General features: G+C 68.9%; 24 protein-coding genes. 22 read left to right on the top strand and 2 right to left on the bottom strand.

Annotated features, from left to right (window positions below; all coding sequences use genetic code 11):
* The first annotated feature begins 39 nt into the window (after positions 1-39).
* The 4 genes from J2Z79_RS05150 to J2Z79_RS05135 all read left to right on the top strand — a co-directional run bounded on the left by J2Z79_RS05150 (position 40) and on the right by J2Z79_RS05135 (position 2,409).
* Positions 40-771: a pseudouridine synthase gene (locus J2Z79_RS05150; RefSeq protein WP_209465793.1), complete on the top strand. Its 732-nt coding sequence runs from the start codon at positions 40-42 to the stop codon at positions 769-771.
* Between the two features lie 182 nt (positions 772-953).
* Entirely contained in the window at positions 954-1,232 is a 279-nt protein-coding gene (rpsO, locus tag J2Z79_RS05145) for a 30S ribosomal protein S15 (RefSeq protein ID WP_209465792.1), read from the top strand.
* Between the two features lie 110 nt (positions 1,233-1,342).
* On the top strand, positions 1,343-1,852 hold the full coding sequence (locus J2Z79_RS05140) for an RNA polymerase sigma factor (protein WP_209465791.1): 510 nt from the start codon (positions 1,343-1,345) through the stop codon (positions 1,850-1,852).
* Positions 1,849-2,409: a hypothetical protein gene (locus tag J2Z79_RS05135; RefSeq protein WP_209465790.1), complete on the top strand. Its 561-nt coding sequence runs from the start codon at positions 1,849-1,851 to the stop codon at positions 2,407-2,409. The genes J2Z79_RS05140 and J2Z79_RS05135 overlap by 4 nt, the downstream gene beginning before the upstream one ends.
* Before the next feature lie 132 nt (positions 2,410-2,541).
* Here J2Z79_RS05135 and J2Z79_RS05130 read toward each other — a convergent pair whose 3' ends face one another.
* Positions 2,542-5,493, bottom strand: a complete 2,952-nt coding sequence (locus J2Z79_RS05130; protein ID WP_209465789.1) for an alpha/beta fold hydrolase — start codon at positions 5,491-5,493, stop codon at positions 2,542-2,544.
* Positions 5,494-5,849: 356 nt separating this feature from the next.
* On the bottom strand, positions 5,850-6,305 hold the full coding sequence (locus J2Z79_RS05125; protein ID WP_209465788.1) for a hypothetical protein: 456 nt from the start codon (positions 6,303-6,305) through the stop codon (positions 5,850-5,852).
* Positions 6,306-6,570: 265 nt separating this feature from the next.
* Between J2Z79_RS05125 and J2Z79_RS05120 the strand changes: the two genes are divergently transcribed.
* The 18 genes from J2Z79_RS05120 (at position 6,571) to dapG (ending at position 22,767) form a co-directional block, all read left to right on the top strand.
* Positions 6,571-6,984, top strand: coding sequence for a hypothetical protein (locus tag J2Z79_RS05120; protein WP_209465787.1), 414 nt, complete (start codon positions 6,571-6,573; stop codon positions 6,982-6,984).
* Between the two features lie 684 nt (positions 6,985-7,668).
* Entirely contained in the window at positions 7,669-9,780 is a 2,112-nt protein-coding gene (gene pnp, locus J2Z79_RS05115) for a polyribonucleotide nucleotidyltransferase (RefSeq protein WP_374712799.1), read from the top strand.
* Between the two features lie 97 nt (positions 9,781-9,877).
* Positions 9,878-10,327, top strand: coding sequence for a dUTP diphosphatase (gene dut / locus J2Z79_RS05110; RefSeq protein ID WP_209465786.1), 450 nt, complete (start codon positions 9,878-9,880; stop codon positions 10,325-10,327).
* A 12-nt stretch (positions 10,328-10,339) separates the two neighbouring features.
* Positions 10,340-10,564, top strand: coding sequence for a hypothetical protein (locus J2Z79_RS05105; RefSeq protein ID WP_209465785.1), 225 nt, complete (start codon positions 10,340-10,342; stop codon positions 10,562-10,564).
* A gap of 142 nt (positions 10,565-10,706) precedes the next feature.
* Positions 10,707-11,159: a chemotaxis protein CheW gene (locus tag J2Z79_RS05100; protein WP_209465784.1), complete on the top strand. Its 453-nt coding sequence runs from the start codon at positions 10,707-10,709 to the stop codon at positions 11,157-11,159.
* A gap of 32 nt (positions 11,160-11,191) precedes the next feature.
* Positions 11,192-11,671: a chemotaxis protein CheW gene (locus tag J2Z79_RS05095; RefSeq protein WP_209465783.1), complete on the top strand. Its 480-nt coding sequence runs from the start codon at positions 11,192-11,194 to the stop codon at positions 11,669-11,671.
* 61 nt (positions 11,672-11,732) lie between these two features.
* Positions 11,733-13,904, top strand: coding sequence for a chemotaxis protein CheA (locus tag J2Z79_RS18810; protein WP_209465782.1), 2,172 nt, complete (start codon positions 11,733-11,735; stop codon positions 13,902-13,904).
* A gap of 14 nt (positions 13,905-13,918) precedes the next feature.
* On the top strand, positions 13,919-14,515 hold the full coding sequence (locus J2Z79_RS05085; RefSeq protein ID WP_209465781.1) for a chemotaxis protein CheX: 597 nt from the start codon (positions 13,919-13,921) through the stop codon (positions 14,513-14,515).
* Positions 14,512-15,009, top strand: a complete 498-nt coding sequence (locus J2Z79_RS05080) for a chemotaxis protein CheD (RefSeq protein ID WP_209465780.1) — start codon at positions 14,512-14,514, stop codon at positions 15,007-15,009. The genes J2Z79_RS05085 and J2Z79_RS05080 overlap by 4 nt, the downstream gene beginning before the upstream one ends.
* A gap of 27 nt (positions 15,010-15,036) precedes the next feature.
* The gene (locus J2Z79_RS05075; protein WP_209465779.1) at positions 15,037-15,393 is read left to right on the top strand and encodes a response regulator; all 357 of its coding nucleotides are present in this window, start codon (positions 15,037-15,039) and stop codon (positions 15,391-15,393) included.
* A 6-nt stretch (positions 15,394-15,399) separates the two neighbouring features.
* Entirely contained in the window at positions 15,400-16,488 is a 1,089-nt protein-coding gene (locus tag J2Z79_RS05070; RefSeq protein ID WP_209465778.1) for a protein-glutamate methylesterase/protein-glutamine glutaminase, read from the top strand.
* 3 nt (positions 16,489-16,491) lie between these two features.
* On the top strand, positions 16,492-17,271 hold the full coding sequence (locus J2Z79_RS05065) for a CheR family methyltransferase (RefSeq protein ID WP_209465777.1): 780 nt from the start codon (positions 16,492-16,494) through the stop codon (positions 17,269-17,271).
* 42 nt (positions 17,272-17,313) lie between these two features.
* Positions 17,314-17,784 carry a chemotaxis protein CheX gene (locus J2Z79_RS05060; RefSeq protein WP_245302178.1) on the top strand — a complete coding sequence of 157 codons (471 nt, stop codon included), beginning with the start codon at positions 17,314-17,316 and terminating at the stop codon, positions 17,782-17,784.
* A gap of 151 nt (positions 17,785-17,935) precedes the next feature.
* Entirely contained in the window at positions 17,936-18,700 is a 765-nt protein-coding gene (dapB, locus tag J2Z79_RS05055; RefSeq protein ID WP_209465776.1) for a 4-hydroxy-tetrahydrodipicolinate reductase, read from the top strand.
* Positions 18,701-18,886: 186 nt separating this feature from the next.
* Positions 18,887-19,783: a dipicolinic acid synthetase subunit A gene (gene dpaA, locus J2Z79_RS05050; protein ID WP_209465775.1), complete on the top strand. Its 897-nt coding sequence runs from the start codon at positions 18,887-18,889 to the stop codon at positions 19,781-19,783.
* 2 nt (positions 19,784-19,785) lie between these two features.
* Entirely contained in the window at positions 19,786-20,403 is a 618-nt protein-coding gene (gene dpaB, locus J2Z79_RS05045; protein ID WP_209465870.1) for a dipicolinate synthase subunit B, read from the top strand.
* 75 nt (positions 20,404-20,478) lie between these two features.
* Positions 20,479-21,492 carry an aspartate-semialdehyde dehydrogenase gene (locus tag J2Z79_RS05040; protein WP_209465774.1) on the top strand — a complete coding sequence of 338 codons (1,014 nt, stop codon included), beginning with the start codon at positions 20,479-20,481 and terminating at the stop codon, positions 21,490-21,492.
* Positions 21,493-21,546: 54 nt separating this feature from the next.
* Positions 21,547-22,767 carry an aspartate kinase gene (gene dapG, locus J2Z79_RS05035; RefSeq protein WP_209465773.1) on the top strand — a complete coding sequence of 407 codons (1,221 nt, stop codon included), beginning with the start codon at positions 21,547-21,549 and terminating at the stop codon, positions 22,765-22,767.
* The last annotated feature ends 504 nt before the right edge of the window (positions 22,768-23,271 follow it).

Below are 23,271 nucleotides of genomic sequence, written 5' to 3'. Positions count from 1 at the left end.
TAAAAGGCGGCAGCAACGCGGCGAGGGGCGGTGCGGCGAATGGGCAAGGTGCGGCTCGACAGGCTTCTGGGGCACATGGGTTTCGGCAGCCGGAAGGAGCTGAAGGCGCTCTTCCGGGCCGGGCGGGTGACGGTGGACGGCCGGCCCGTGGCGGACGCCGGTACCCTGGTGGACCCTGCGACCGCGGCGGTGGCGGTGGACGGGGCACCCGTCACCTTCCAGCGCCACTTTCACGTGCTGCTGCACAAGCCGTCGGGCGTGATCACGGCCACCGAGGACCCCCGGCAATCGACCGTGATGGACGTGCTGCCCGAGGAGCTCCGGCGAAGGGACCTCTTCCCCGTGGGGCGCCTCGACAAGGACACCGAGGGGCTGCTCCTGCTGACCACCGACGGCACCCTGGCCCACCGGCTCCTCTCGCCCCGCTGGCACCAGCCGAAGCGCTACCTGGCGCAGGTGGACGCGCCGCTGGAGCCGGCGGATGTCGAGGCGTTCGCGGCTGGGGTCGCACTGGAGGACGGCTACGTGACCATGCCGGGGCGGCTGGAGATCACCGGTCCGCAGGAGGGCGTGGTGACGATTCACGAGGGCAAGTACCACCAGGTGCGCCGGATGTTCGCGGCGCGCGGCAAGCGCGTGGTCTACCTCAAGCGGCTTTCCATGGGGCCGCTGACGCTGGGCGACCTGCCGCGCGGCGCGGCCCGGCCGCTGACGGAGGAAGAGGTGGCGGCGCTCTACGAATCGGCCTCCCTGCCGCCGCCGGAGCTGTGACCAGCCCCGGTACGCCAAGGTGGTGACCGCGCCGCCTCCGCCGGGTGAGACGACACTTGCCCGCGCCCGCGGCGTGTGGTAGACTAGGCCATGTCAAAACAACCGGTGACGCGGTCTGCCGCTGACTCCGGCGGCTTACTGGGTTACCGGCGTTTGTCCAAGTCAGGAGGAGGATGAGTTCCATGCCGCTCACTCAGGAACAGAAGCAGGCCATCATCAACGAGTTCAAGACCCACGACGGCGACACCGGCTCGCCCGAGGTCCAGGTCGCGCTGCTGACCCACCGCATCAACGAGCTGACCGAGCACCTGCGGGTACACAAGAAGGACCACCACTCCCGCCGGGGTCTGCTGAAGATGGTCGGCCAGCGCCGCGCGCTGCTGGTCTACCTGAACAAGATCTCGCCGGAGCGCTATGCCAAGCTGATCGATCGCCTGAACATCCGTAACGTCGTCCGCTAGGCTGTGCAGCGGGAGAGAGGCTGAGCCCATCGGGTTCGGCCTCTTTTCGCACGGGCGGGTCGAACGTTTCGCGGCGGAGGGCAGGTCTAGCCTGTAGAGGTGGTGCTGTGGTGACCAAGCCAGACATCGACCGTCGGGAGGCGTTTGCAGCCCTGTTCTCGCAGATGGCGCCGCGCCTCTACCGCACGGCCATGGGCATCCTCGGCAACCCGCACGACGCCGCCGATGCCCTGCAGGAGGCCGGGCTGAAGGCCTTCCGGTACTTCGGCTCGCTGGCAGACCCCGAGGCGGGGCCGGCCTGGCTGACCCGCATCCTGGTCAATACGTGCTACGACGTGGGGCGTCGGCGCTCCCGGGTCATGCCCACGGGCCTGGGGGTGGTAGAGTGCCCCGGCGGATACACTACGCCCGAGACGGACTGGGCGCTGCTGGACGCGCTGCAGCACCTTTCGCCTGAACAGCGCACGACGGTAGTGCTCCGGTTCTTCCAGGACCTGTCCATCCCGCAGATCGCGCAGGTGATGGCCGTGCCGGAGGGAACGGTCAAGTCACGCCTGCACGCCAGCATGGCCAAGCTGCGCGCCGTCCTCGCGGCGTCGGAGAAGGAGGGAGCACAGTGAGACCCTACGTGATCGGCGGCTCGTGCGACCGGGTGCGCCAGGCGGTGGAGAGCGCGATGATCGAAGGGGTGCTCGCCCTCCCCGCACCGCTGTCGGCGCACGCAGAGCGCTGCCCCCACTGCAGCCGTGAGGTCCGGGAGGTGGAGAGCCTCCTGAGGCGGCTGCGCAGCCTGCCTGCCAGCCTGGACCTCGGACCCGTGCCGGGGGTGGTGGACCGCGTGCTGCAGGCCACGGCGACCGCCGTTCAAGTTGCTGACGGCGACCCGGGTGCGGCTCACCCTCTGACTGGTGTCGGCGCGCCGACCGCGGAAGGCGCCCCGCCGACGCCGGGCGGCGCCCCTGCCGCGGCGGGCCGGAGGCGCCCGCCCCAGTGGCGCTGGGTGCTTGGACAGCTGATCGGCGTGGCCGCCGCCCTGGTCATCGCCGCGGGTGGGCTGACGCTGCTCGGCCTGCGGATCCATCAGGCGGTGACCGACGCCAGCCCCGGCTCGGTGGTGGAGCAGTGGATGGCTCCGCTGCGGAGCTGGACGGAGGCGCTGTTCCAACGGACCAGATAGCCGCACGGCACGTTGCCCGTGTGGAGCACCCGAACCCTTTGCGCGGTGGTCTCCCTGAGGCCCCTCGCATGGTGGTCCGGACAGCGCGATGAGGCGGCCCCGGCCGGGGCCGCCTCATCGCGCTGTGCCCGACTAGTGCTCCAGGTCCTCGATCAGCATCTCGCAGTCGTTGATCAGCTCCTGAGCCGCAGCAGCGTCCACAAGCTTGCCGCTCAGCGCGTCGAGCTGGACAACGACGGCCCGCAGCATGATCTGCGCCACCAGGTTCTGGCCCCGCTCCCAGGCCTTCTGGGCGTTCTCCACCTGTACCCGCAGGGCGTTGGCGATGCCGCGCGGGGTGATCTTGCCCTCCTGCTCGAAGCGATCGATCTTGGCCAGGATGCTCTCGAACGTCGGCCGGTCCGGTGCGGGCTCGACGTAGCCCGCGAACTCCCGGGCCTGGTACGGGAAGGTGCTGTGGAGCTCGTAGACGTTCAGCTGCCCGGCGGGGCCGTAGAAGGAGAAGTCCCGCACCAGGTAGGGGCCGTCGACGCCGTTCTGGCCGATGGCCTCGCCCGGATAGGTGAGGGTCACCGTCGATTCGCCGGCGTTCAGGTAGACCTGGATGCCGTCCCAGGCGATCTCCTGGTTCTGCTGGTCCATCAGGCGGGCGTTGATGTTGTAGTAGCCGGCCCGGAGCACGTCCACGGGGATCTCCACCCGCAGCTCGTCGTACTTGCCGTCGCCGTCCAGGTCGTGGGCGGAGTCCGTGATCCCCGGCAGCACCCGGATGGCCGAGCGCTGGAACTGGTTCGGATCGTACCCGGAGAAGGCCGCGGCCGGGGCGAGGAAGTCACGCACCGAGCCGTCAGGGCCGATCAGGGCCAGGTTGGTCAGGATCAGGTCGCCGCTGAAGCCCGACTCGCCCAGGGCCAGCCCGTCGAAGTCCAGCACGACCGCCTGCTGTCCGGCGCCCAGCGACACCCGCGCGGCGGCACGGGTCAGCGTCCTGCCGCTCTCGTCGTTGAGCTCGCCCGTGACCAGGTACTCGCCCGGGGTGCCGATCGCGACTTCGACGTCGATCTGCAGCCGGTTGTACAGGCCGTCCCAGTCGTCGTCAACCCCGGTGTCCGTGAACTGGCCGGTGAAGTTGTCCGAGCCGCTCAGCACCTGGAAGCCCGTGAGGGTAAAGCGCCGCAGCCCGCCGTTGCCGGTGGCCGCCACCGCTACGTTGTAGTAGCCCTCCACCTCGGGCGTGTAGGTGGCCGCGAAGGTGGTCCCGGCGCCGTCGTCCTCGAGGACTACCTCGTCGACCTCGCCGTCGGGCCGCTCAATGTGGGCCGTCACGGTGAGCGTCTCCTGGGCTGCGCCGGCCCGGTCGATCTCAGCGGTGAGGATCACAGCGTCCCCGGCAGGGATGATGCCGCGGTCGCTGGAGGCGCTCAGGGTCGGCCCGCCCTCCTCGGCGCCGATCGCAAGGTAGCTGACGGGGCCGCTCTCGCTGCTGGTCACGTTGAGCTGCCAGGTGCCGGACTCGGGCGCCTCCAGCCGGTAGAGGATGTAGCGGAGGCCGAGGGTTTCATCCTCGTTCTCGACCATCTCCACCCCGGCGCCGGCGGCGCGGATCTCCGCGCCCGACGGCGTGGTCAGGGTGAGGTTCAGGTCGCCCTCGCCCCAGAGGATGCCGAGGGTGACCGGGGCGGTGCCGGAGACGAGGACCTCGTGGCTCTGCGTGCCGCCCGTGATCTCATGGCTGATCAGCTCGGAGAGGATCGGGACCGCAACGCCGCCTCCCGTCGACCCGGCCTGGGAGATCCGGAGGACCTGCCCCGACGCCAGGTTCCACTCGTCCCGGTTGGAGGTCATGTCGGTGTGGAAGCTGGAGGTGCGACCCAGCGAGATGGTGTACGGGAGCGCCTCGACGCTGCTGACCGCCACCACGCCGTCGTCGGGACCCCAGATCAGCGGGTTGCTGAAGCCGCGCCACGTCCAGTCGCCAGCGACCGTGTAGTACTCGGTGGCCGGGTTCGGCCCGACGAGCTGGTTGCCGATGAGCTGCATGTAGGTGACGGTCAGCTCCGTCAGGGCGGGCTCACCGATGAGGCTGATGAACCGCACCGGCCTCCAGAGGATGCCGGCCAGCTTGACGATGTCGGCCAGCGGGCTGCCGGCGTTGGGGGTGCCCAGCATGATCAGGCGCTCGACGTCACCGCCGCCGAGGGCCAGGTAGGCCCGCGTGTCCAGGCCGCCCTTGCTGTGGCCGACGACGTTCAGCTTGTCCACGCCGAACAGCTGCTTGGCCCGGGCGATGTGAGCCGCCTCCTCGCGGGCATGCGCGAGCCAGGAGCCGTGGTTGTTGTCGAAGGAGAAGGTGTAGACCGGCAGGCCCGCGTCGGGGGCGTAGTCGTTCACCCAGGCGTCCCAGGTGGAGGCGCTGCTCAGGAAGCCGTGGACGAGCACCGCAGGGCGGACGCCCTTGATGACCAGGCGGCCCCAGTCCACCTCGACGGCCCAGCACTCGCACACGCCGACATTGGCCGTGTCGATGTCGATCTGGATGATGTTCTCGGCGGGGATGACCCCCGTCGCGGGGTCAAAGTCGGGGAAGCGGAGGTACTCGAGGGGGATCTCGGCCGTGAAGGTCGACCACTGCCCGTCGGCGCCGGTCAGCATGCCGATCTGGTGGCCGTTGATGGAGACGATGTCCACCTCGGGGGCGAAGTCCGGTCCGGCGTAGTCCTGGTCGACGTCCCAGACCCGGAGGGTGAGCAGCGCCGTCTGCCCTTCGATCAGTTCCGGGTGGAGCAGGCGGCCGTTGCCATCCACGGGCCCGAAATAGCGGGTGATCGCAATGGGGAAGACGATGGGCCCGCCGCTCCGGAAGATGTAGGAGTCGAGGGGATAGCCGGAGTCGGCGACGAACTCCTCGTCGGACTCGGCGATGCGGTCGCCCGGCCCGTACGACTTGATGCCGATCTCCTGCGGCGGAGGCGCCTCGCTCTGCCGGATCAGCTCTTCCGCGGGAACCTCGGTGGCGCCGGCGGCGCCAGCCTGGCCGAGGACGACCAGGCATGCCATGATCGCAGCCAGCCATCTGCGCAACATGTGTGGACCTCCTCCCGTTTCCCGTGATTGGTGCGCCCCCTCCCTGGTACCGGGGAGGGAGGGAACCATGGGCGAGGCAGGATCTGCAGCTCCCACCTCAGCCACTTCCCACCGGGCCGCCTGCGCAGGGGGCTGCGCAGGTGGAGGAGATCGATTCGCCGGACTCGCGCCAGATCCTGAAAAATAACAGAATACAACGATAATTAATCTGTGGGAAAAACGTGCGGGTAAACCGGGTTACGGCCCGTCCCACTCTGGCCGCCGGGGCGGTTGGGGCGCGGCGCGACCATGGCAAAGGGGCCGTCCCAGGGGGTCATCGGGGATGACCCTGGGACAGCCCACACCTCGGCGGCGAATCAGGGCAGCGAGGGGACCTGGATCTCGCCCTCGGCCACCTTCTCGTTCGTCCGGTAGCCGTACGCGATGCGGTAGCGGAACCGGTCGGGTCCTACCCAGTCGTAGGAACCCCCGTGCATGTTGCCGTAGTCCCACCTGCGAACCGGCCTCAGCTCGATGCGGGCGATCTCCCGCCGCTGCTCCGCACTGGCTTCATCCAGCCTGGCCCCGGCGGGGTACTGGTAGACGATGCCGTACAGCGCAATCTCGCGGGGCTTGCCGCCGTCGGGGAACGTGAGCAGGCCGGCTGGCTTCCGGTACTCCCGCACCCAGACCACCTGCACGCTCCCGTAGCGGGCCTCGTCAGGGGAGGGCCAGAGCACGCCGGGGCTCTCCTGCACGTGGACCTCCCTGGAGTAGCCGCAGCCGGTGAGCAGCAGCAGGGTGAGGAGGAGAGAGATGCTCTTGAACCTCATGACGGGCACCTCACCCCAGGATACGAGTCTGGTGAAGGAGTTGGATTCTCCGGACGCCCGCCACATCCTGCAAAGCGACTTCGCGATGCCGGCGACCCAACGGCGAAGCCCCGTCCGGCCCCGCTCGCGCGAGCCGCGCGCGATGGCCTTCGCCTGTGCACCTGCCGTGCCCGAATCGCCGGACGAGACAGACGAGGCGTTGACACCGGGGACAGGCGCCCGGTACGATGGGCGACACACGGGGAGTGAAAAGGGGAAGTCTGCGATGTCCGGAAGGTACGACGGGATCCAGTGGGGCGAACTGGTTCGCTTCCAGACGCAGGGCCTGCCCGGGGAGGACGGGCCGGAGGGGCTTCCGCTGGAGGAGCAGCTGCTTGACCTGGCCGCGTTCCTGAGCAAGGACGCCGGCTACTTCGCGGCGCGGGCGCAGGCCTACTTCCACCAGGCGCGGGGACGGGCGTGGGGCGGCACGACACCGCGTGAGGTCCTGCTGCAGGAGATGCGGCGGAGCCTGGCGTACTTCCTCGGGCACCTGATCATGGCGGCCAAGTATCTCGAGGCTGACGTGCTGGAGGAGTTCGTCGCGTGGAGCGAGGAGCTTGGCGTGACGCTGCCCGAGATCCCGTTCCAACCGCTGCCGGGGTATCCGCCCTACCCGGCGGTGAAGCGTGAAGCCTGACGTGTCGCGCCGGACGCGCCGGCGACCCTTTTCGAAGCTGCCTCCCCGAGATGGGTAGGGGGAAAGGGACGTGATTCACAATGGGAAGCAGGGCAAACTGGCTGGCCGCCAGCGTGTTCTTCCTGGCGGGCTGTATGATGCTGGGCCTGCCGGACCTCATCCGAGGACATCTGTATGCCGCGATGTTCTCCAGGCCATCCTGGCAGTATCCCAGCCCCACCGTGGAGAAGATCGTGCCTGACTACCTGCGCTACATCGGGATAGTCGCCTTCGGGATGGCCGCCGCAGCAATCGTGTTGCCGCTCTTTCGGAGGCCACGAGACGGTCGGTCCCAGACGCCGGCGGACTGAGCGGCCTGACGACAGTGAAGCCCCCTGGAGCGTTCAGGCCAGCGCCGGCCGCGTTCACCGGAGGGCGGTCTCGCCATGCGGGACCGCCTTTGTCGTTGACAGCCAACCCCTCGTATTTCCTTCACCAGGAAGGAGATGCTAGTCAAAGTGTGGAAACCAGAGAGGTTAGGAAAAAAAGTGCCAACGGGAGATGCCGCTGGGTAGCGGCGACGGGCGGGCGTAGCGGGGGCGACTGCCCCCGGCGCGGGGACCGCCCGGTGCACCAGACGGTCCTGGGCACAGAAGGAGGACCAAAGTGACCGCATCGTTTTCAATGGAACTCGGGGGCCGGACCATGACCCTCGAGACCGGACGCCTGGCGAAGCAAGCCAGCGGGTCCGTGCTGGTTCGGTACGGGGAGAGCGTGGTGCTCTGCACCGCTGTGGGCTCCGCCCAGCCCCGTGAGGGCATCGACTTCTTCCCGCTCACCGTCGACTACGAGGAGCGCATGTACTCCGTCGGCCGGATTCCGGGCAACTGGTTCCGGCGGGAGGGCAGGCCGACCAGCAAGGCGATCCTCTGGGCCAGGCTGACCGACCGGCCGATCCGGCCGCTCTTCCCCGAGGGTTACCGCAACGACGTGCAGATCGTCTGCACGGTGCTCTCGGTGGACCCGGACCATCCGGTGGAGATCATGGGCATGATCGGCGCCTCCGCCGCCCTGACCATCTCGGACATCCCCTTTGAGGGACCCATCGGCGGTGTCATCGTCGGGCTGGTGGACGGCCAGTTCGTCATCAACCCGACCGCCGAGCAGGCGGAGCGCAGCGAGATGCACCTGACGGTCGCGGCCACCGAAAAGGCCGTGCTGATGGTGGAGGCCGGCGCCAAGGAGGTGCCGGAGGAGGTGATGCTCGACGCTATCCTCTTCGGGCATGAGGTCATCAAGAACACCATCATCCCCACCATCAAGCAGATGCAGGCCGAGGTCGGCAAGCCCAAGCGGGAGGTCGTCCTCTTCAACCCGCCGCCCGAGCTGGAGGAGGCGGTGCGCGCCGCCGCCACCGAGCGGCTGCGGGCCGCCGTCCGCAACCCGGACAAGCTGGCCCGCGAGGAGGCCGTCGCCGCGGTGGGCGAGGCCGTGCAGGCCGAGCTGGCCGAGCAGTTCCCCGACTCGGTGAAGCACATCACCGCACTGCTGAAGAAGGTGCTGAAGGAGGAGGTGCGCCGGGCGATCATCGAGGAGGGCATCCGCCCCGACGGGCGCAGCCTGACCGAGATCCGCCCCATCGAGTGCGCCGTCGACCTCCTGCCGCGGCCGCACGGCTCGGGCCTCTTCCAGCGCGGTCAGACGCAGATCCTCTCCATCTGCACGCTGGGCACCCTCAGCGACATGCAGAAGCTGGACGACCTGACGCTGGAAGAGACGAAGCGGTTCATGCACCACTACAACTTCCCGCCCTACTCCGTGGGCGAGGTGCGGCCGCTGCGCGGCCCTGGCCGGCGCGAGATCGGCCACGGCGCCCTGGCCGAGCGGGCGCTGGAGCCCGTCATCCCTCCGGAGGAGGAGTTCCCCTATACCATCCGCGTCGTGTCCGAGGTGCTCGAGTCCAACGGCTCCAGCTCGATGGGCTCGGTCTGCGGATCCACCCTCGCCCTGATGGCGGCCGGCGTGCCCATCAAGGCGCCGGTGGCCGGCGTGGCCATGGGCCTGGTCGAGGATCCTGAGTCCGGCCGCTGGGCCGTGCTCACCGACATCCAGGGCATCGAGGACGCCCTGGGCGACATGGACTTCAAGGTCGCCGGCACGAAGAAGGGCGTCACCGCCCTGCAGATGGACATGAAGATCTCCGGCACCAGCCGCGAGATCCTGGGCACGGCGCTCCGTCAGGCGCGCGAGGGCCGGATGTTCATCATGGAGAAGATGCTGGCCTGCATCTCCGAGCCCAGGAAGGAGCTCTCGCCGTACGCGCCGCGCATCATGACGATGAAGATCCACCCGGACAAGATCCGCGACGTCATCGGCAAGGGCGGCTCCACCATCAACAAGATCATCGAGGAGACCAAGGTGGGCCACACCAAGGTCGAGATCGACATCCAGGACGACGGCACGATCTACATCGCCGCGATCAACCTGGAGGCCGGCGAGAAGGCCCGCCAGATGATCGAGGCGCTGGTGAAGGACCCCGAGCCGGGCATGATCTACCACGGCCGGGTGACCCGCCTGATGAACTTCGGCGCCTTCGTGGAGATCCTCCCCGGCAAGGAGGGGCTGGTGCACATCAGCCAGCTCTCCGAGGAGCGGGTGAACCGGGTCGAGGACGTGGTGAACGTGGGCGACGAGGTCGTGGTCAAGCTGACCGAGATCGACAAGCTCGGCCGCATCAACCTCTCCATCAAGGAGGCCAAGCGGGACCTCGCCAAGAAGGAGCGCAAGCCCGGCCAGCCGTCCAAGGCCGGCAAGTGAGGCCCACGGAGCCGGAGGTGCGCGAGGGGGGCGCTGCCCCCCTCGGCGCACTTGCAGCAGGCCGATGAGAGCCCCTGACGGAGAGGGAGGATCGGCAATGAGTGAGCGTCGTTTCGCACCGGTGAAGGCATACGAAGGGCGGGTCCGGCTGCCGCAGCGGAAGACCGCCCTCTCGGCCGGCTACGACCTGGAGGCGGCCGAGGAGGTCACGCTCCGGCCCGGGCAGGTCGCACTGGTCCCCACCGGGCTCAAGGCCTACATGGGCCCCGGGGAGGTGCTGGTCCTGGCCATCCGGTCCAGCCTCGCGGTGAAGCGCCAGGTGACCCTGGCCAACGGCATCGGGGTCATCGATGCGGACTACGCGGACAACCCCGACAACGAGGGCCACATTATGGTCGCCCTGGCCAACCTGGGCCAGGAGCCCGTGACGATCGCCCGCGGCGAGCGGATCGCGCAGGGCATCTTCCTCAGCTACATGACCACGGTCGACGACCAGCCCGGCGGCGCGCGCCTGGGCGGCATCGGGTCGACCGGACGGAGCGGATAAGGAGGTCGCAGCATGGGGCTGGATCGCCAGGCACAGGAGCGCATCGAGACCTTGCGCATGCAGCTGTATGACGGGCTGCGGGGTTCGCTGGACCCGCGGCAGGTGGACGGGCTGCTGCCCATCAGCCAGGAGTTGGACCGGCTGTCCGTGGCGCTGTTGCGCGCCCGCTGGCAGCGCACGGCTTGCACGGACGCCCTCCCGGCACCCAATGGACAGGATTCAGGGCAGAAACTGTAAGCCTTGTATCCATCGCGATGCGATTCCAGCAGGATTTTGCGCACATAATGTTGAAGGAAGGCTTACATATTTTAGTCTTGGTCATTCGGGGGTTGTACTGGTGGAGCGCCGCCAGCCCGCCCTCTGATGCGGAGGTGCAGCCGTGGAGCGGGCAACCGAGGCAAAGGTAGTGGTCTTCTCCGTGGGTGGGCAGGAGTACGCCCTGCCCATCACCGCCGTGCGTGAGATCATCAACTGGACGGAGCCGACGCCCGTGCCCGAGTCCCCGCCCTGGGTGGACGGGGTGATCTCGGTGCGCGGCGAAGTCATGCCCGTGGTGGCCATGGCCAGGCGCTTCGGCCTGACCCAGCGGCGGACCGGGGCGGAGGCCCGCATCATCATCCTCGAGGTGGACGGACAGAGCGCCGGCCTGATCGTCGATGATGTGGTGGCGGTCGAGAGCGTGGCGACGGCGGAGATGGCCCCGCGCTCATCGGTGCTCGGCCACCTGGGCGGTGCCGCCGAGGCTGTGGTCGAGGCGATCGTCAGGCTGGGCGAGGGCCGCCTGGTGGTCCTGCTCGACGCGCCCCGGATCATCGCGACGGCCCTGCAGTAACGGGGCCGGATCAGCTGCAAGGAGGGTTAGAGGTGGTCCAGGAGCAGCGCGAACAGCAGCAGGCGATCAGCCAGATCGTCGTCTTCCGTCTGGACGACGAGTATTACGGCGCCGACATCGCGGTAGTGCGGGAGGTAGTCCCCCTCCAGCGGGTGACCCCGGTTCCCCGTACGCCTGACTACGTGAAGGGTGTGATCAACCTGCGCGGCCGGGTGATCCCGGTCATCGATCTGCGGCGGCGGCTCGGCCTGCCCGAGGGTCAGGTGACGAAGGCCACGCGCATCGCCGTTGCCGAGGTCGCCGGCGACCAGGTGGGCATGATCGTGGACGCGGTGGAGGAGGTCGCCCGGGTCTCCAGCGACGCCATCGAGCCGCCGTCGGCGCTGATGGCCAAACTGGACCGGGACAACGTGCTCGGGGTTGCCAAGGTGGCAGACAGGCTGATCACCCTGCTTGACCTGCGGCGGATTCTGGTACGGGAGGACCGCAAGAGTCCTGTCGCCCCCCACTAGGTGAGTACGACGCTTGGGTTGGCCGGCGGCCGGCCAGCCTCCACCAGGAGGGATAACCGGAATGGGGTCTGGGTTTGAGATAAGCGCCGAGGACATCCGGGTTTTCCTCGATGAGGCGGAGGAGCTGCTGCAGACGATGGAGGGCGGCATCCTCCGGTTGGAGACCGACGACGGCGATCCGGAGGTCATCCAGGAGGTTTTCCGCGCGGCCCACACGCTGAAGGGCTCCTCAGCCACGCTGGGGCACCAGCGGATGGCCGAGCTCACCCACGCCATGGAGAACGTGCTGGACAAGCTGCGCAAGGGGAAGCTCGCGGTGACCACCGAACTGGCCGATACGCTGTTCAACTGCCTCGACGTGCTGAAGGCGTTCAAGGATGAGATCGCCTCGGGCGAGCCCGCCAGGGTGAACACCGAGGAGGTCATGCGGCGGCTGGCCGCGCTGGACGGGTCCGGCGGGGCCGGTGCGGCGCCGGCGGCCGGAGCCCCCGCGCCGCAGGGGGCTGCGGCCCCCGTCGCGGAGGCCGCGCCGAAGGTGCCGCCCCTCACGCCCGCCCAGCAGGAGCAGGTGAAGGGCGCATCCGCCCGGGGCCTCATGGCCTGCTGGGCCGAGATCCAGCTGGCGATGGACGCCGCCATGCCCGCCGTACGCGCCTTCCAGGCGCTGCTGGCCGTGGGCGATTTCGGCGAGATCGTCCTGTCGGTGCCCAGCCAGGAACAGGTGGAGGCCGATCAGATCGACGGTGAGCTGAAGATCCTGTTCCTCTCCCGCGAGGCGCCGGAGCGCGTTCGGGAAGCGCTGGCGCAGGTGCCCGAGATCACCGTCCGGACGCTGGTGCCCTACGTGCCCGGCTCCCCTGCGCCGGCAGCGCAGGTGGCCGCCGCCGTCGCCGCCCCGGCGCCGGAGGTGGTTGCAGCCGGTGCGAACGGGGCAGCGGCGCCCGGTGCGAACGGCGCGGCCTCGCCCGCGGCCGCCGGGGACAACGGCGCGGCGCCGAAGTCGTCGAAGTCCGGGCTCCGGACGGTGCGGGTCGACGTCGAGGTGCTCGACAATCTGATGAACACCGTCGGTGAGCTGGTCATCGAGCGGACCCGCCTGCAGCAGGTGCTGAGCCGGCTGGAGGTCGAGCGGGAGGGCGACGAGCTCTCGCAGGTGATGTCCTCGGCCCTGGCGCAGATCGGGCGGCTGACGGGCAACCTGCAGGAGGAGATCCAGCGGGCGCGCATGCTGCCGGTGGACAACCTCTTCCGCAAGTTCCCCCGCATGATGCGGGACGTGGCGCAGAAGGCCGGCAAGGAGATCCAGTTCGTCATGAAGGGCGAGGAGACCGAACTCGACCGCTCGGTCATCGAGGAGATCGGCGACCCGCTCATGCACCTCCTGCGCAACGCCGTCGACCACGGCATCGAGCCGCCGGCCGAGCGCCTGGCGGCAGGCAAGCCGGCCGCGGGCACGGTGATCCTCGAGGCCTACCACGAGGAGAACCACATCATCATCTCCGTACGCGACGACGGCCGCGGCGTGGATCCCGACAAGGTCCGGGCCAGCGCCGTGCGCAAGGGGCTCCTGTCGGAGGAGGCGGCCCGCAGGCTGCCCGACCCCGAGGCGGTCAACCTCATCTGGGCGCCGGGCTTCTCCACGGCCGAGAAGGTCTCCGACATCTCCGGCCGGGGCGTGGGCCTCGACGTGGTGCAGAAGAACATCGAGAAGATCAACGGCTCGGTGGAGATCCACAGCAAGGTCGGCGAGGGCACGGAGTTCCGGGTGAAGCTGCCGCTCACGCTGGCGATCATCCGGGCGCTGCAGGTGGACCTGCTGGGCACCACCTACTGCATCCCGCTGGGCTCGGTGGTCGAGACCGACCGCATCCCCACCGCCGAGATCCGCACCGTGCGCCAGCGCGAGGTCATCGTGAAGCGCGGCGAGGTGATCCCCCTGCTCCGGCTCGCCCAGGTCTTCGAACTGGAGCGGCCTGAGGGGGCGGAGGAGCCCGAGGAGATCTTCGTGGTGATCGTGGCCGTCATGGGGCGGCAGATCGGCCTCGTGGTCGACTCGCTCGTCGGCGAGGGCGACGTGGTCATCAAGCCGCTGGGCCGCTTCATCGGCGAGATTCCCGGCATCTCCGGTGCGACCATCATGGGTGACGGCGACGTCGCCATCATCCTCGACGTACCGAGCCTCGTGAGCTCCGTCCAGGAGGAGGCGGTCCGCCTCGAGGCGGTCGCCAGGTAGGGGGGCGACGCGGCATGGAACTGCAGTCCAGCCAGTGGCAGCACCTGGAGCAGATCGTGGCCCAGGCCTTTGCCGACAGCGCCCGCTCGCTTTCGCAGATGACGACCGGGGAGATCAACCTCCTCGAGCCCGAACTCTCGTTCTTGCCTTTGAAAGAGCTGCCCGGCATCGCCGGCGGTCCGGCGTCTGTCGTGGTGGCTGTCTACCTGGCTGTCAAGGGCGACATCCATGGCCACGTGGTGCTGCTCTTCAAACCTGAGAACGCGCGGGGGCTGGTCGACCTGCTGCTCGGCCACCCGCCTGGCACCTGCCAGGAGCTGGACGAGCTGGCGAGCTCGGCCCTCGCGGAACTGGGCAACGTGTGCAGTTCGGCCTTCATGAACGCCATCGCGGACCGGACCGGCCTCGAGGTGAAGCCGACGCCGCCCGTGGTGGTGGAGGACATGGCCGGCGCCATCCTGGAGGCGGTGGTCGTCGACCTCTACCAGAGCGGCGACGAGGCCCTCGTGGTGGCGACTTCGTTCAACGGCGCGCTGCCCGGACATCTCCTGTTGATGCCCGATACCGTGTCCATGGCGCGCTTGGTGGCCGCGCTAGAGGCGATTCGATGATTGGTGTCGAAACTGAGGCCGTCGGGCTGGGCGAACTGAAGGTCGCCAGCGACCCGTCCCGGGTGCTCGTCTGCTACGGACTGGGCTCCTGCGTCGGGCTTGCGCTGTACGATGCGGTGGCCCGCATCGGTGCGATGGTTCACGTGGTCCTGCCCGACAGCAGCATGGCCAGGGGGCGGGACGCCCCCCCGGGGAAGTACGCCGATACCGGGGTGGAGGCGGCGCTGGCAGCGATCGTCAAGGCCGGTGCCTCCCGGTCCCGTATCACGGCACGGGCTGCGGGCGGCGCCCGCATGCTGAGCCTGGCGGGATCGAATCCGAAGCTGGACATCGGGGCCCGCAACGCCGAGGCGGTGCGGGCTGCACTGGCCCGACACGGGATTACACTGGTTGCTGAGGACATGGGCGGGACCTACGGCCGCACGCTCCACCTGTACGTGGCCACGGGCCGGCTGCTGGTCAGCACGGTGGGGCGAGGGGAACGCGAGTTATAGGTCCGAAACTGCGCAGGAGGGAACCGAATGCCCAAGATTCTGTTGGTCGACGACGCTGCCTTCATGCGGATGCGGTGCTCGAAGCTGCTCACCGAAAACGGTTATGAGGTGGCGGAGGCTGAGAACGGCCAGGAGGCCGTCGCCATGTACCAGACGTACCGGCCGGACCTGGTGTTGATGGATATCACCATGCCCGTGATGGATGGGATCACCGCCACGCGGGAGATCAAGAACATCGACGCCGATGCGAAGGTGGTCATGGTCTCCGCACTGGGGCAGCAGACGATGGTGATCGAGGCGATCAAGGCGGGCGCCAAGGACTTCGTCGTCAAGCCGTTCGAGCCCGATAAGATTCTTTCTACCGTCAGGAAGTTTGTCGGCTGACCTGCTATGCGTGAGCGTCTACAGCGCCCGATCCGCGTGCTGGTCGTTGACGACTCCGCCTTTATGCGAAAGGTGCTGACCGAACTGCTCCAGTCTGACCCTCAGATCACGGTGGTCGGCACGGCGCGGGACGGTCAGGACGGCCTGGAAAAGGTGCTCCGGCTCGAGCCGGACGTGGTGACGCTGGACATCGAGATGCCCCGTCTGGACGGCTTCGGGACACTGCGGGAGATCATGGCCCGGCGGCCCACCCCGGTCGTGATGGTCTCGAGCCATACCAGCGAGGGCGCGGAGGCCACGATACGCGCCCTGGCGCTCGGTGCGGTCGACTTCGTGGCCAAGCCCTCGGGTTCGATCTCGCTCAACATGCACATCACCCGCGACGAGTTGGTGGCCAAGGTCAAGGGCGCCGCCGGGGCCACGCCTCGGGTGCGGACGGTGGTGCCGCCGCCGCCCAGGCTGCCCGGGCGGGTTCAGGGCCCGGTTCCGGTGGTGCGGCCGCGGCCGGTCGCAGGCGGTGACCGGCCGCCGCGGCGGCTGGTGGTGATCGGGTGCTCCACGGGCGGACCCGGGGCCCTGCATCAGATCATCCCGCGGCTGCCGGGCGACCTCCCTGCGGGGGTGCTGGTAGTGCAGCACATGCCGCCGGGGTTCACGCGATCGCTGGCGGAGCGGCTCAACGAGCTGTCGGCGATTCCGGTGAAGGAGGCCCGGGCCGGCGATCCGGTGCGAGCCGGAGAGGTGCTGGTGGCGCCGGGCGGGTACCACATGACGGTGGACAGCGAGGGCCGGATTCAACTGGACCAGGGGCCGCCCGTCCACGGGGTGCGCCCCGCCGTCGACGTCACGCTGGCGTCGGTGGTGCCGCAGTGGGGGAACCGGCTGGTGGGTGTGATCCTGACCGGCATGGGGTACGACGGCGCCAAGGGGATGGTCAGCCTCTTGCGGGCCGGCGGATGGACCATCGCCGAGGATGCCTCCACCTGCGTGGTCTACGGTATGCCCAAGGTGGTGGTGGAACTGGGGGCGGCCCGGGAGGTCCTGCCAGTCCACGCCATCGCTGAAGCGATCACGCGCGCGGTGGGAGAGGGATAAATCGTGAATCAGCCGGGCTACTCGGTGTTCCGGCGCACCGTGCTGGAACTTACGGGGATCGACCTGGATTGCTATAAAGGGACGCAGATGGAGCGCCGGCTGCAGACGATCATGCGGCGGGCGGGGGTCAGCGATCTGGCGGCCTACGCCCGGCTGCTGTCCACCACGCCGGCGCGGGTCAAGGAGTTCCGCGACTTCCTCACCATCAACGTCTCGGAGTGGCTGCGCAACCCGGACAAGTTCGAGGAGCTGCAGAAGGTGATTCTGCCGGAGTTGCTCAGGCAGAGCCGTTCGCTGCGCATCTGGAGTGCGGGCTGCAGCAACGGGTCGGAGCCCTACTCCGTTGCGATGCTCCTCGATGAGATCGACCCGCTGGGGCACCACCAGATCCTGGCCACCGACCTGGACGGCGAGATCCTGAAGGTCGCCCGGGCGGGGGTCTACCAGGAGAAGGACCTGAAGAACGTCTCGCCCGCCCGGCGTGCCAAGTACTTCACCCAGATGGGGCAGGACTTCGTCCTCAGCGAGCGCCTGAAGTCCAGGGTGAAGTTCGAGCAGCACAACCTGCTCTCCGACCCTTTCCCCGCCAACCTGGACCTGATACTCTGCAGGAACGTGGTCATCTACTTCACGGAAGAGGCCAAGGATCAGCTGTACCGGAAGTTCCACGCCGCGCTGAAGCCGGGGGGCATCCTGTTCGTCGGCGGAACCGAGAGCCTGCTCAAGGCAAGAGAACTGGGCTACGCGAGCGCCTCACCCTTTTTCTACCGGGCTGTGAAGTGAAGGGGACCGAGGCGAGCGGGGCCGTGGCAGAAGGGAATGAACATGCAGGTGAAGGCAGAGTTTGTCAACCCGTTCCTCGTATCGGCAAGTCAGGTGCTGCAGACCGAGACGGGCACCGAGGTGACCCAGGGGCAGGTGCGGCTCGAGGAGTCACCGCTGGAGTCCGATGAGGTGACGGTGCTCATCGGCGTGGTGGGCCGCGCCCAGGGCCTGGTGCTGTATGGCATGACCGAGCAGACGGCGTGCAATCTGGTCTCCGCGATGACGGGTGAGACGATTGCCGAGTTCGACGCCATGTGCGAGTCCGCCGTGGCGGAGCTGGGCAATGTCATCACCGGCCTGGCCTCCGGGGAGCTGGAGGCCGCCGGCTACCCGTGCAAGATCGCCCCGCCCTCCGTGGTGGTGGGCAAGGGCACGTCCATCTCCACGCTGTCCATCAAACGACTGGTGATCCCCCTGGAGACCAGCCTGGGGTCGATCACCGTCCATGTGGCATTGCGGGAGACGTATTGACAGGGCCGGACAGCGGAGGTAGTCTAAAACCACTGCACGGCCCGGTTCATACCGCAACCATTGGAGCGGCTGGCGATCAAGCCCAGGCGGGCTTGCTCGCAGCCGTTTTGCATTTCGCCGGATGCGGAAACTGTTACAGAGGTGAGCGCGCTTGCAGCCCATTCGTGTCGTGTTCGCAGGTGCCACCGGCAAGGTCGGGCAGGTCCTGGCCCGGGGGGTGGCACAGGAGCCCGGCTTCGCCCTGGTGGGCGCCATCGCCCGGGAGGGCGTCGGCCGGAACCTGGCCGAGTTCGTGAGCCTGGGAGGCCGGCCGGGCCCTGAGATCCACGGCTCGCTGGAGGCGTTCCTCGCGGCCGGCGGCCAGGCCGACGTGCTGGTCGACTTCACGGTGGCGGCCGCCGCCCGGAAAACCATCCCGGCGGCGATCGCGGCGGGCATCGCCCCCGTGGTGGGCACCACTGGTTTCGAGCCCGGCGAGACCGAGGCCTGGGCGGAGGCCTGTCGAAAACGCGGGCTGGGCGGCGCCTTCATCGCCAACTACGCCGTGGGCATGATGCTCCTGATGCGCTTCGCCGAGGAGGCCCGGCGCTTCTTCCCCGACGTCGAGATCATCGAGATGCACCACAAGACCAAGCTCGATGCCCCGTCCGGCACCGCCCTGCGCACCCGGGCCCGGCTCGAGCGGCGCCGGGGCGACCTCTCCGCGCCGGAGGTTCCGGTGCACAGCGTGCGCCTGCCCGGCCTCGTGGCGCACCAGGAGGTGATCTTCGGCGGACCCGGCCAGACGCTGACCATCCGGCACGACGCCCCCACCCGGGAGGCCTACCTGCCCGGCGTGCTGATGACCTGCCGGTGGGTGCTGAAGGAGAAACGGGTCGCCTTCGACCTGGAGGAGGTCGCCTTCCCGGGGACCTGACGGGTGTTCGCCCGAGCTGCACGCGGCCGGGCGAGTTCGGCGCCACCCGAAGGGCCATCCGGCACGCATTCCGGGGGAAAGCCGCCGCCCCTTCAACGCCCCGGGGCGCTCCCGCCCGCTCCGCACCCTGCCTGAACCGCTCCCATAGAATGGGATGAGGTTCGGTAGGATTGGAGGACTGGGTGGATGAGCGTGTACGGCAAGCAGATCGCCGTCATCGGCGGCGACAGGCGCATGGCGGAGGCGGTGCACTTCCTGCTCCGTGCGGGCGCCCGGGTCCGGGTGGCCGGCCTGGAGTGGGAGGACCGGTTCGCCGGCGTGGAGGTCTGCACCTCGGGGGCCGAGGCTCTCACCGGCGCGCAGACGGTGATCCTGCCCGTGCAGGGCGTGAGCCCTGACGGGACGGTCTACACCGCCGAAGGCGTGCCCCCCTGCGTGGTGGACCAGGACGGGCTGCGCCGCGTCGCCCGAGGGGCGCCGGTCTTCGTCGGCCTCAGCAACCCGTACCTGAACAAGCTCTGCGAGGAGGCCGGCCTGCCGCTGATCGAGTACCGGGAGTCGGACCACTTCGCGACCTGGAACTCGATTCCCTCGGCAGAGGGCGCGATCCAGATGGCGATGGAGTCGACCCCGTTCACCATCTTCGGCAGCCGCTCGCTGGTGATCGGCTTCGGCCGCACCGGCCGGGCCATCGCCCTGCTGCTCAGGGGGCTGATGAGCGAGGTCTCCGTGGCGGCCCGCAGCGAGCTGGACCAGGCCCGGATCTGGGCCGCGGGCCACCGGCCCGTGGAGTGGGCCCAACTGCCGCAGGCGGTGGCTGAGGCGGACATCATCTTCAACACGGTTCCGGCTCCCGTGCTGACGCGGGCCATCCTGGCCGGCGCACCCGGCCACGCGGTGATCATCGATGTGGCCTCCGCCCCCGGGGGCACGGACTTCGAGGCCGCGCGGGAGCTGGGGCTCACGGCCCGGCTCGCACCCGGGCTGCCGGGCATCGTCGCCCCTGTGACCGCCGGTCGCATCATCGCCGAACTCGTCGTTCGCCACCTCCGACGGACCGATGCGATGGAGGGGGAGCGATGAGCATGCAGCAACTGGCCGGCAAGCGGATCGGCGTGGCGATGTCGGCCTCGCACTGCAACCTGGGCCGGGCGATGACCCAGCTCCGGGTGCTGCGGGACGAGGGCGCGGAGATCATCCCGATCATCTCGGCGAACGTGCGGACCACCGAGACCCGGTTCGGGAAGCCTGATGACTGGATCACTCAGATCGAGCAGATCACGGGGCGCCTGCCCCTGATGACCATCCCGGAGGTCGAGCCCTTCGGGCCGAAGGTCAAGCTCGACTGCCTCGTCGTGATGCCCTGCACGGGCAACACCATGGCCAAGCTGGCCAACGCCATCAACGACACGCCGGTCTGCATGGCCGCGAAGGCCCAGATGCGCAACCACCGGCCGGTCGTGCTGGCCGTCACCACCAACGACGGCCTCGGCATGAACGCACGCAACCTTGGCGCACTTCTGGTGGCCAGGAACATCTATTTCGTGCCCTTCCGCCAGGACAATCCGTTCGGCAAGCCTACCTCCATCGATGCCGACATCGAGAACTACCTGATCCCCACCATCCTCGCTGCGATGGAGGGGCGACAGGTGCAGCCCCTGCTCCTGGGGCCGAAGGAATCTGAGGAGCGCGGGGCGCCGTGATGGGGGAGGCAGACGCAGGATCGGGGCGGGCCCCCGGCGGAAGGGCGCAGGAATACTTGGAAAGGAAGGATCCGCATGAAGAACGTCGCCGTCGTCGGCGCCACCGGCGCCGTCGGCCACGAGCTCCTGGCCCTGCTGGAGGCCCGCAACTTCCCCGTCGGGCGGCTGTTGCCCCTGGCCAGCGCCCGCAGCGTCGGCTCCGTCGTCACCTTCCGGGGGGAGCAGATCCCCGTGCAGGAGGCCACCCCCGACGCCTTCGCGGGCATGGACTTGGTCTTCTTCGCCGCGACCGGCTCCCTGTCCCGGGAGCTGGCGCCGGCGGCCGCCCGCGCGGGGGCCGTCGTCATCGACAAGTCCTCCACCTGGCGGATGGACCCCGAGGTGCCCCTGGTCGTGCCCGAGGTGAACCCCGAGGACCTGCGCAGGCACAAGGGCATCATCTCCAGCCCCAACTGCACGACCATCGGCCTCGTGATGGCCCTGAAGCCGCTGCACGACCTGTCGCCGATGACCCGGGTCATCGTCACCACCATGCAGGCGGTCTCGGGCACGGGCAAGGAGGCCATCGAGGAACTGGAGGCGCAGACCCGGGCCTGGGTGGAGGGTCACGAGGGCGAACTGCCGCATACCGTCTACAAGCGGCAGATCGCATTCAACGTTCTGCCCTACGCCGAGACCTTCACGGATAATCTGTATACCACTGAGGAGCTGAAGCTCTCTGCAGAGACCCGGAAGATCATGGGCCTGCCGAACCTGCCGGTGACCATGACCTGCACCCGCGTGCCGGTCTTTGTCGGCCACTCGGAGTCGGTGCTGGTGGAGTTCGAGCGGAAGGTGACCCCTGCCGAGGCGCGGGAGGCGCTGAGCCGCTTCCCCGGCGTCAAGGTGGTCGACGACCCGTTCCAGTTCGTCTTCCCCACCGCCATCGACGCGGCCGGCACGGATGACACGCTGGTGGGGCGAATCCGGGAGGACCTGACCAACGAGAAGGGACTCTGGCTCTGGATCGTGAGCGACAACCTGCGCAAGGGCGCCGCAACCAACGCCGTACAGATCGCAGAGAAGCTCGTGGAAATGCAGCTGGTCTAGGCTGCGCCCGTGCCGGGTTGGCGCGACATCTGAGAGGAGGGACGCCGGCTCGGCATGCGGATCATCGTACAGAAGTTTGGTGGCACCTCCGTCGCCACGGCGGAGGGGCGGGAGGCCGTCCTGCGCCGCGTGCGGCAGGCGGTTCAGGACGGGTACGCCACGGTGGTGGTGGTCTCCGCCATGGGGCGCCAGGGGGACCCGTACGCCACCGATACGCTGATCCAACTGGTCAACTCGGCCTCGGCCGAGGTGGCCCCGCGCGAGATGGACTTGCTCCTCTCCTGCGGGGAGATCATCTCCAGCGTCGTCATGGCCGCTCACCTCAGCGCACATGGCATCCCGGCCGTGGCGCTGACCGGCGGTCAGGCGGGGATTCAGACCGACGGCAACCACGGCGCCGCGCAGATCATCAAAGTCGACCCGACCCCGGTGCTCAACCGGCTCCGCGAGGGGTTGGTGGTGGTGGTGGCCGGCTTCCAGGGCGTGAACGCCGCCGGCGAGGTCACCACCCTTGGTCGGGGCGGATCCGACACCACCGCCGCCGCCCTTGGCGGCGCCCTGCGGGCAGAGGTGGTGGAGATCTACACCGACGTGGACGGCGTGAAGACCGCCGACCCGCGCCTGGTGGCCGAGGCCCGCACGCTTTCGGTCACCACCTACGACGAGATCGCCCAGATGGCCCACTACGGTGCGAAGGTTGTCCACCCCCGGGCAGTGGAGATCGCCATGCAGCACCGGGTGCCCATACGGGTGCGGTCCACCTTCAGCGACGCCCCGGGCACGCTGATCACGTACAGCGCCGAGGCGGGCGTGATGTGGAGCGAGCCCTTCGCCGACCGGATCGTCACCGCCGTCACCCACGTGGTGGGGCTCGCCCAGGTGGTGGTGAAGACGGGCCGCGACTGGGCGACGCCCCGGCTCTTCCGCCGGCTGGCCAACGCCGGCATCTCGGTGGACCTGATCAGCGTGTCGCTGGAGTCCAGTGCGTTCTCCATCCCGGAGCAGCGGGCCACCCAGGCGGAGATGATCCTGACCGAGCTGGGTCTGGTGGACCTCCAGGTCCGTCACGGCTGCGCCAAGGTGACCGTGGTCGGCTCGGGCATGCGCGGCCGGCCCGGGGTGATGGCCACCGTGGCCGAGGCGCTCTACGCCGCCGAGGTGCCCATCTGGCAGACCGCTGACTCGCACGTGACGATCTCGTGCCTGATTCCTGCTTCCGACGTGCAGCGCGCCGTGCAGGCGCTGCATGATGCGTTCGAGTTGAGCAAAGTGTGATGGAGAGCGAAGTAAGCGTTGGCGCAGGTGCGCGCCGCAGACCCGAGGGGCACGTGGCCCAGGTGATGGGCGGAAGGTCCCAGGGGGGCCGTGGCGGGGCCGCTGGGTGTCCGCAGGTCCCAGGTGGGCCGTCGCCGGGCTGCTGCGCAGGTCTCAGGTGGGCCGTCGCCGGGGGCATGCAGGTCCCAGGTGAATCGTCGCCGATCCCCTGGGGGCATGCAGGTCCCAGGTGAACCGTCGCCGGTCTGCTGGGGGTTTGCAGGTCCCAGGTGGGTCGTGGCGGGGCCGCTGGGTGTCCGCAGGTCTCAGGTGGGCCGTCGCCGATCCCCTGGGGGCATGCAGGCCCCAGGTGAACCGTCGCCGGTCCGCTGGACGTCCGCAGGTCTCAGGTGGGCCGTCGCCGATCCCCTGGGGGCATGCAGGCCCCAGGTGAACCGTCGCCGGTCCGCTGGACGTCCGCAGGTCCCAGGCGGGCCGTCACCAAGCCGGTGGGTGCCTGAAGCA

The sequence above is a fragment of the Symbiobacterium terraclitae genome (assembly GCF_017874315.1).
Taxonomy (GTDB): Bacteria; Bacillota; Sulfobacillia; order Symbiobacteriales; family Symbiobacteriaceae; genus Symbiobacterium; species Symbiobacterium terraclitae.
This window is presented reverse-complemented; position numbering and strand designations above follow the sequence as displayed.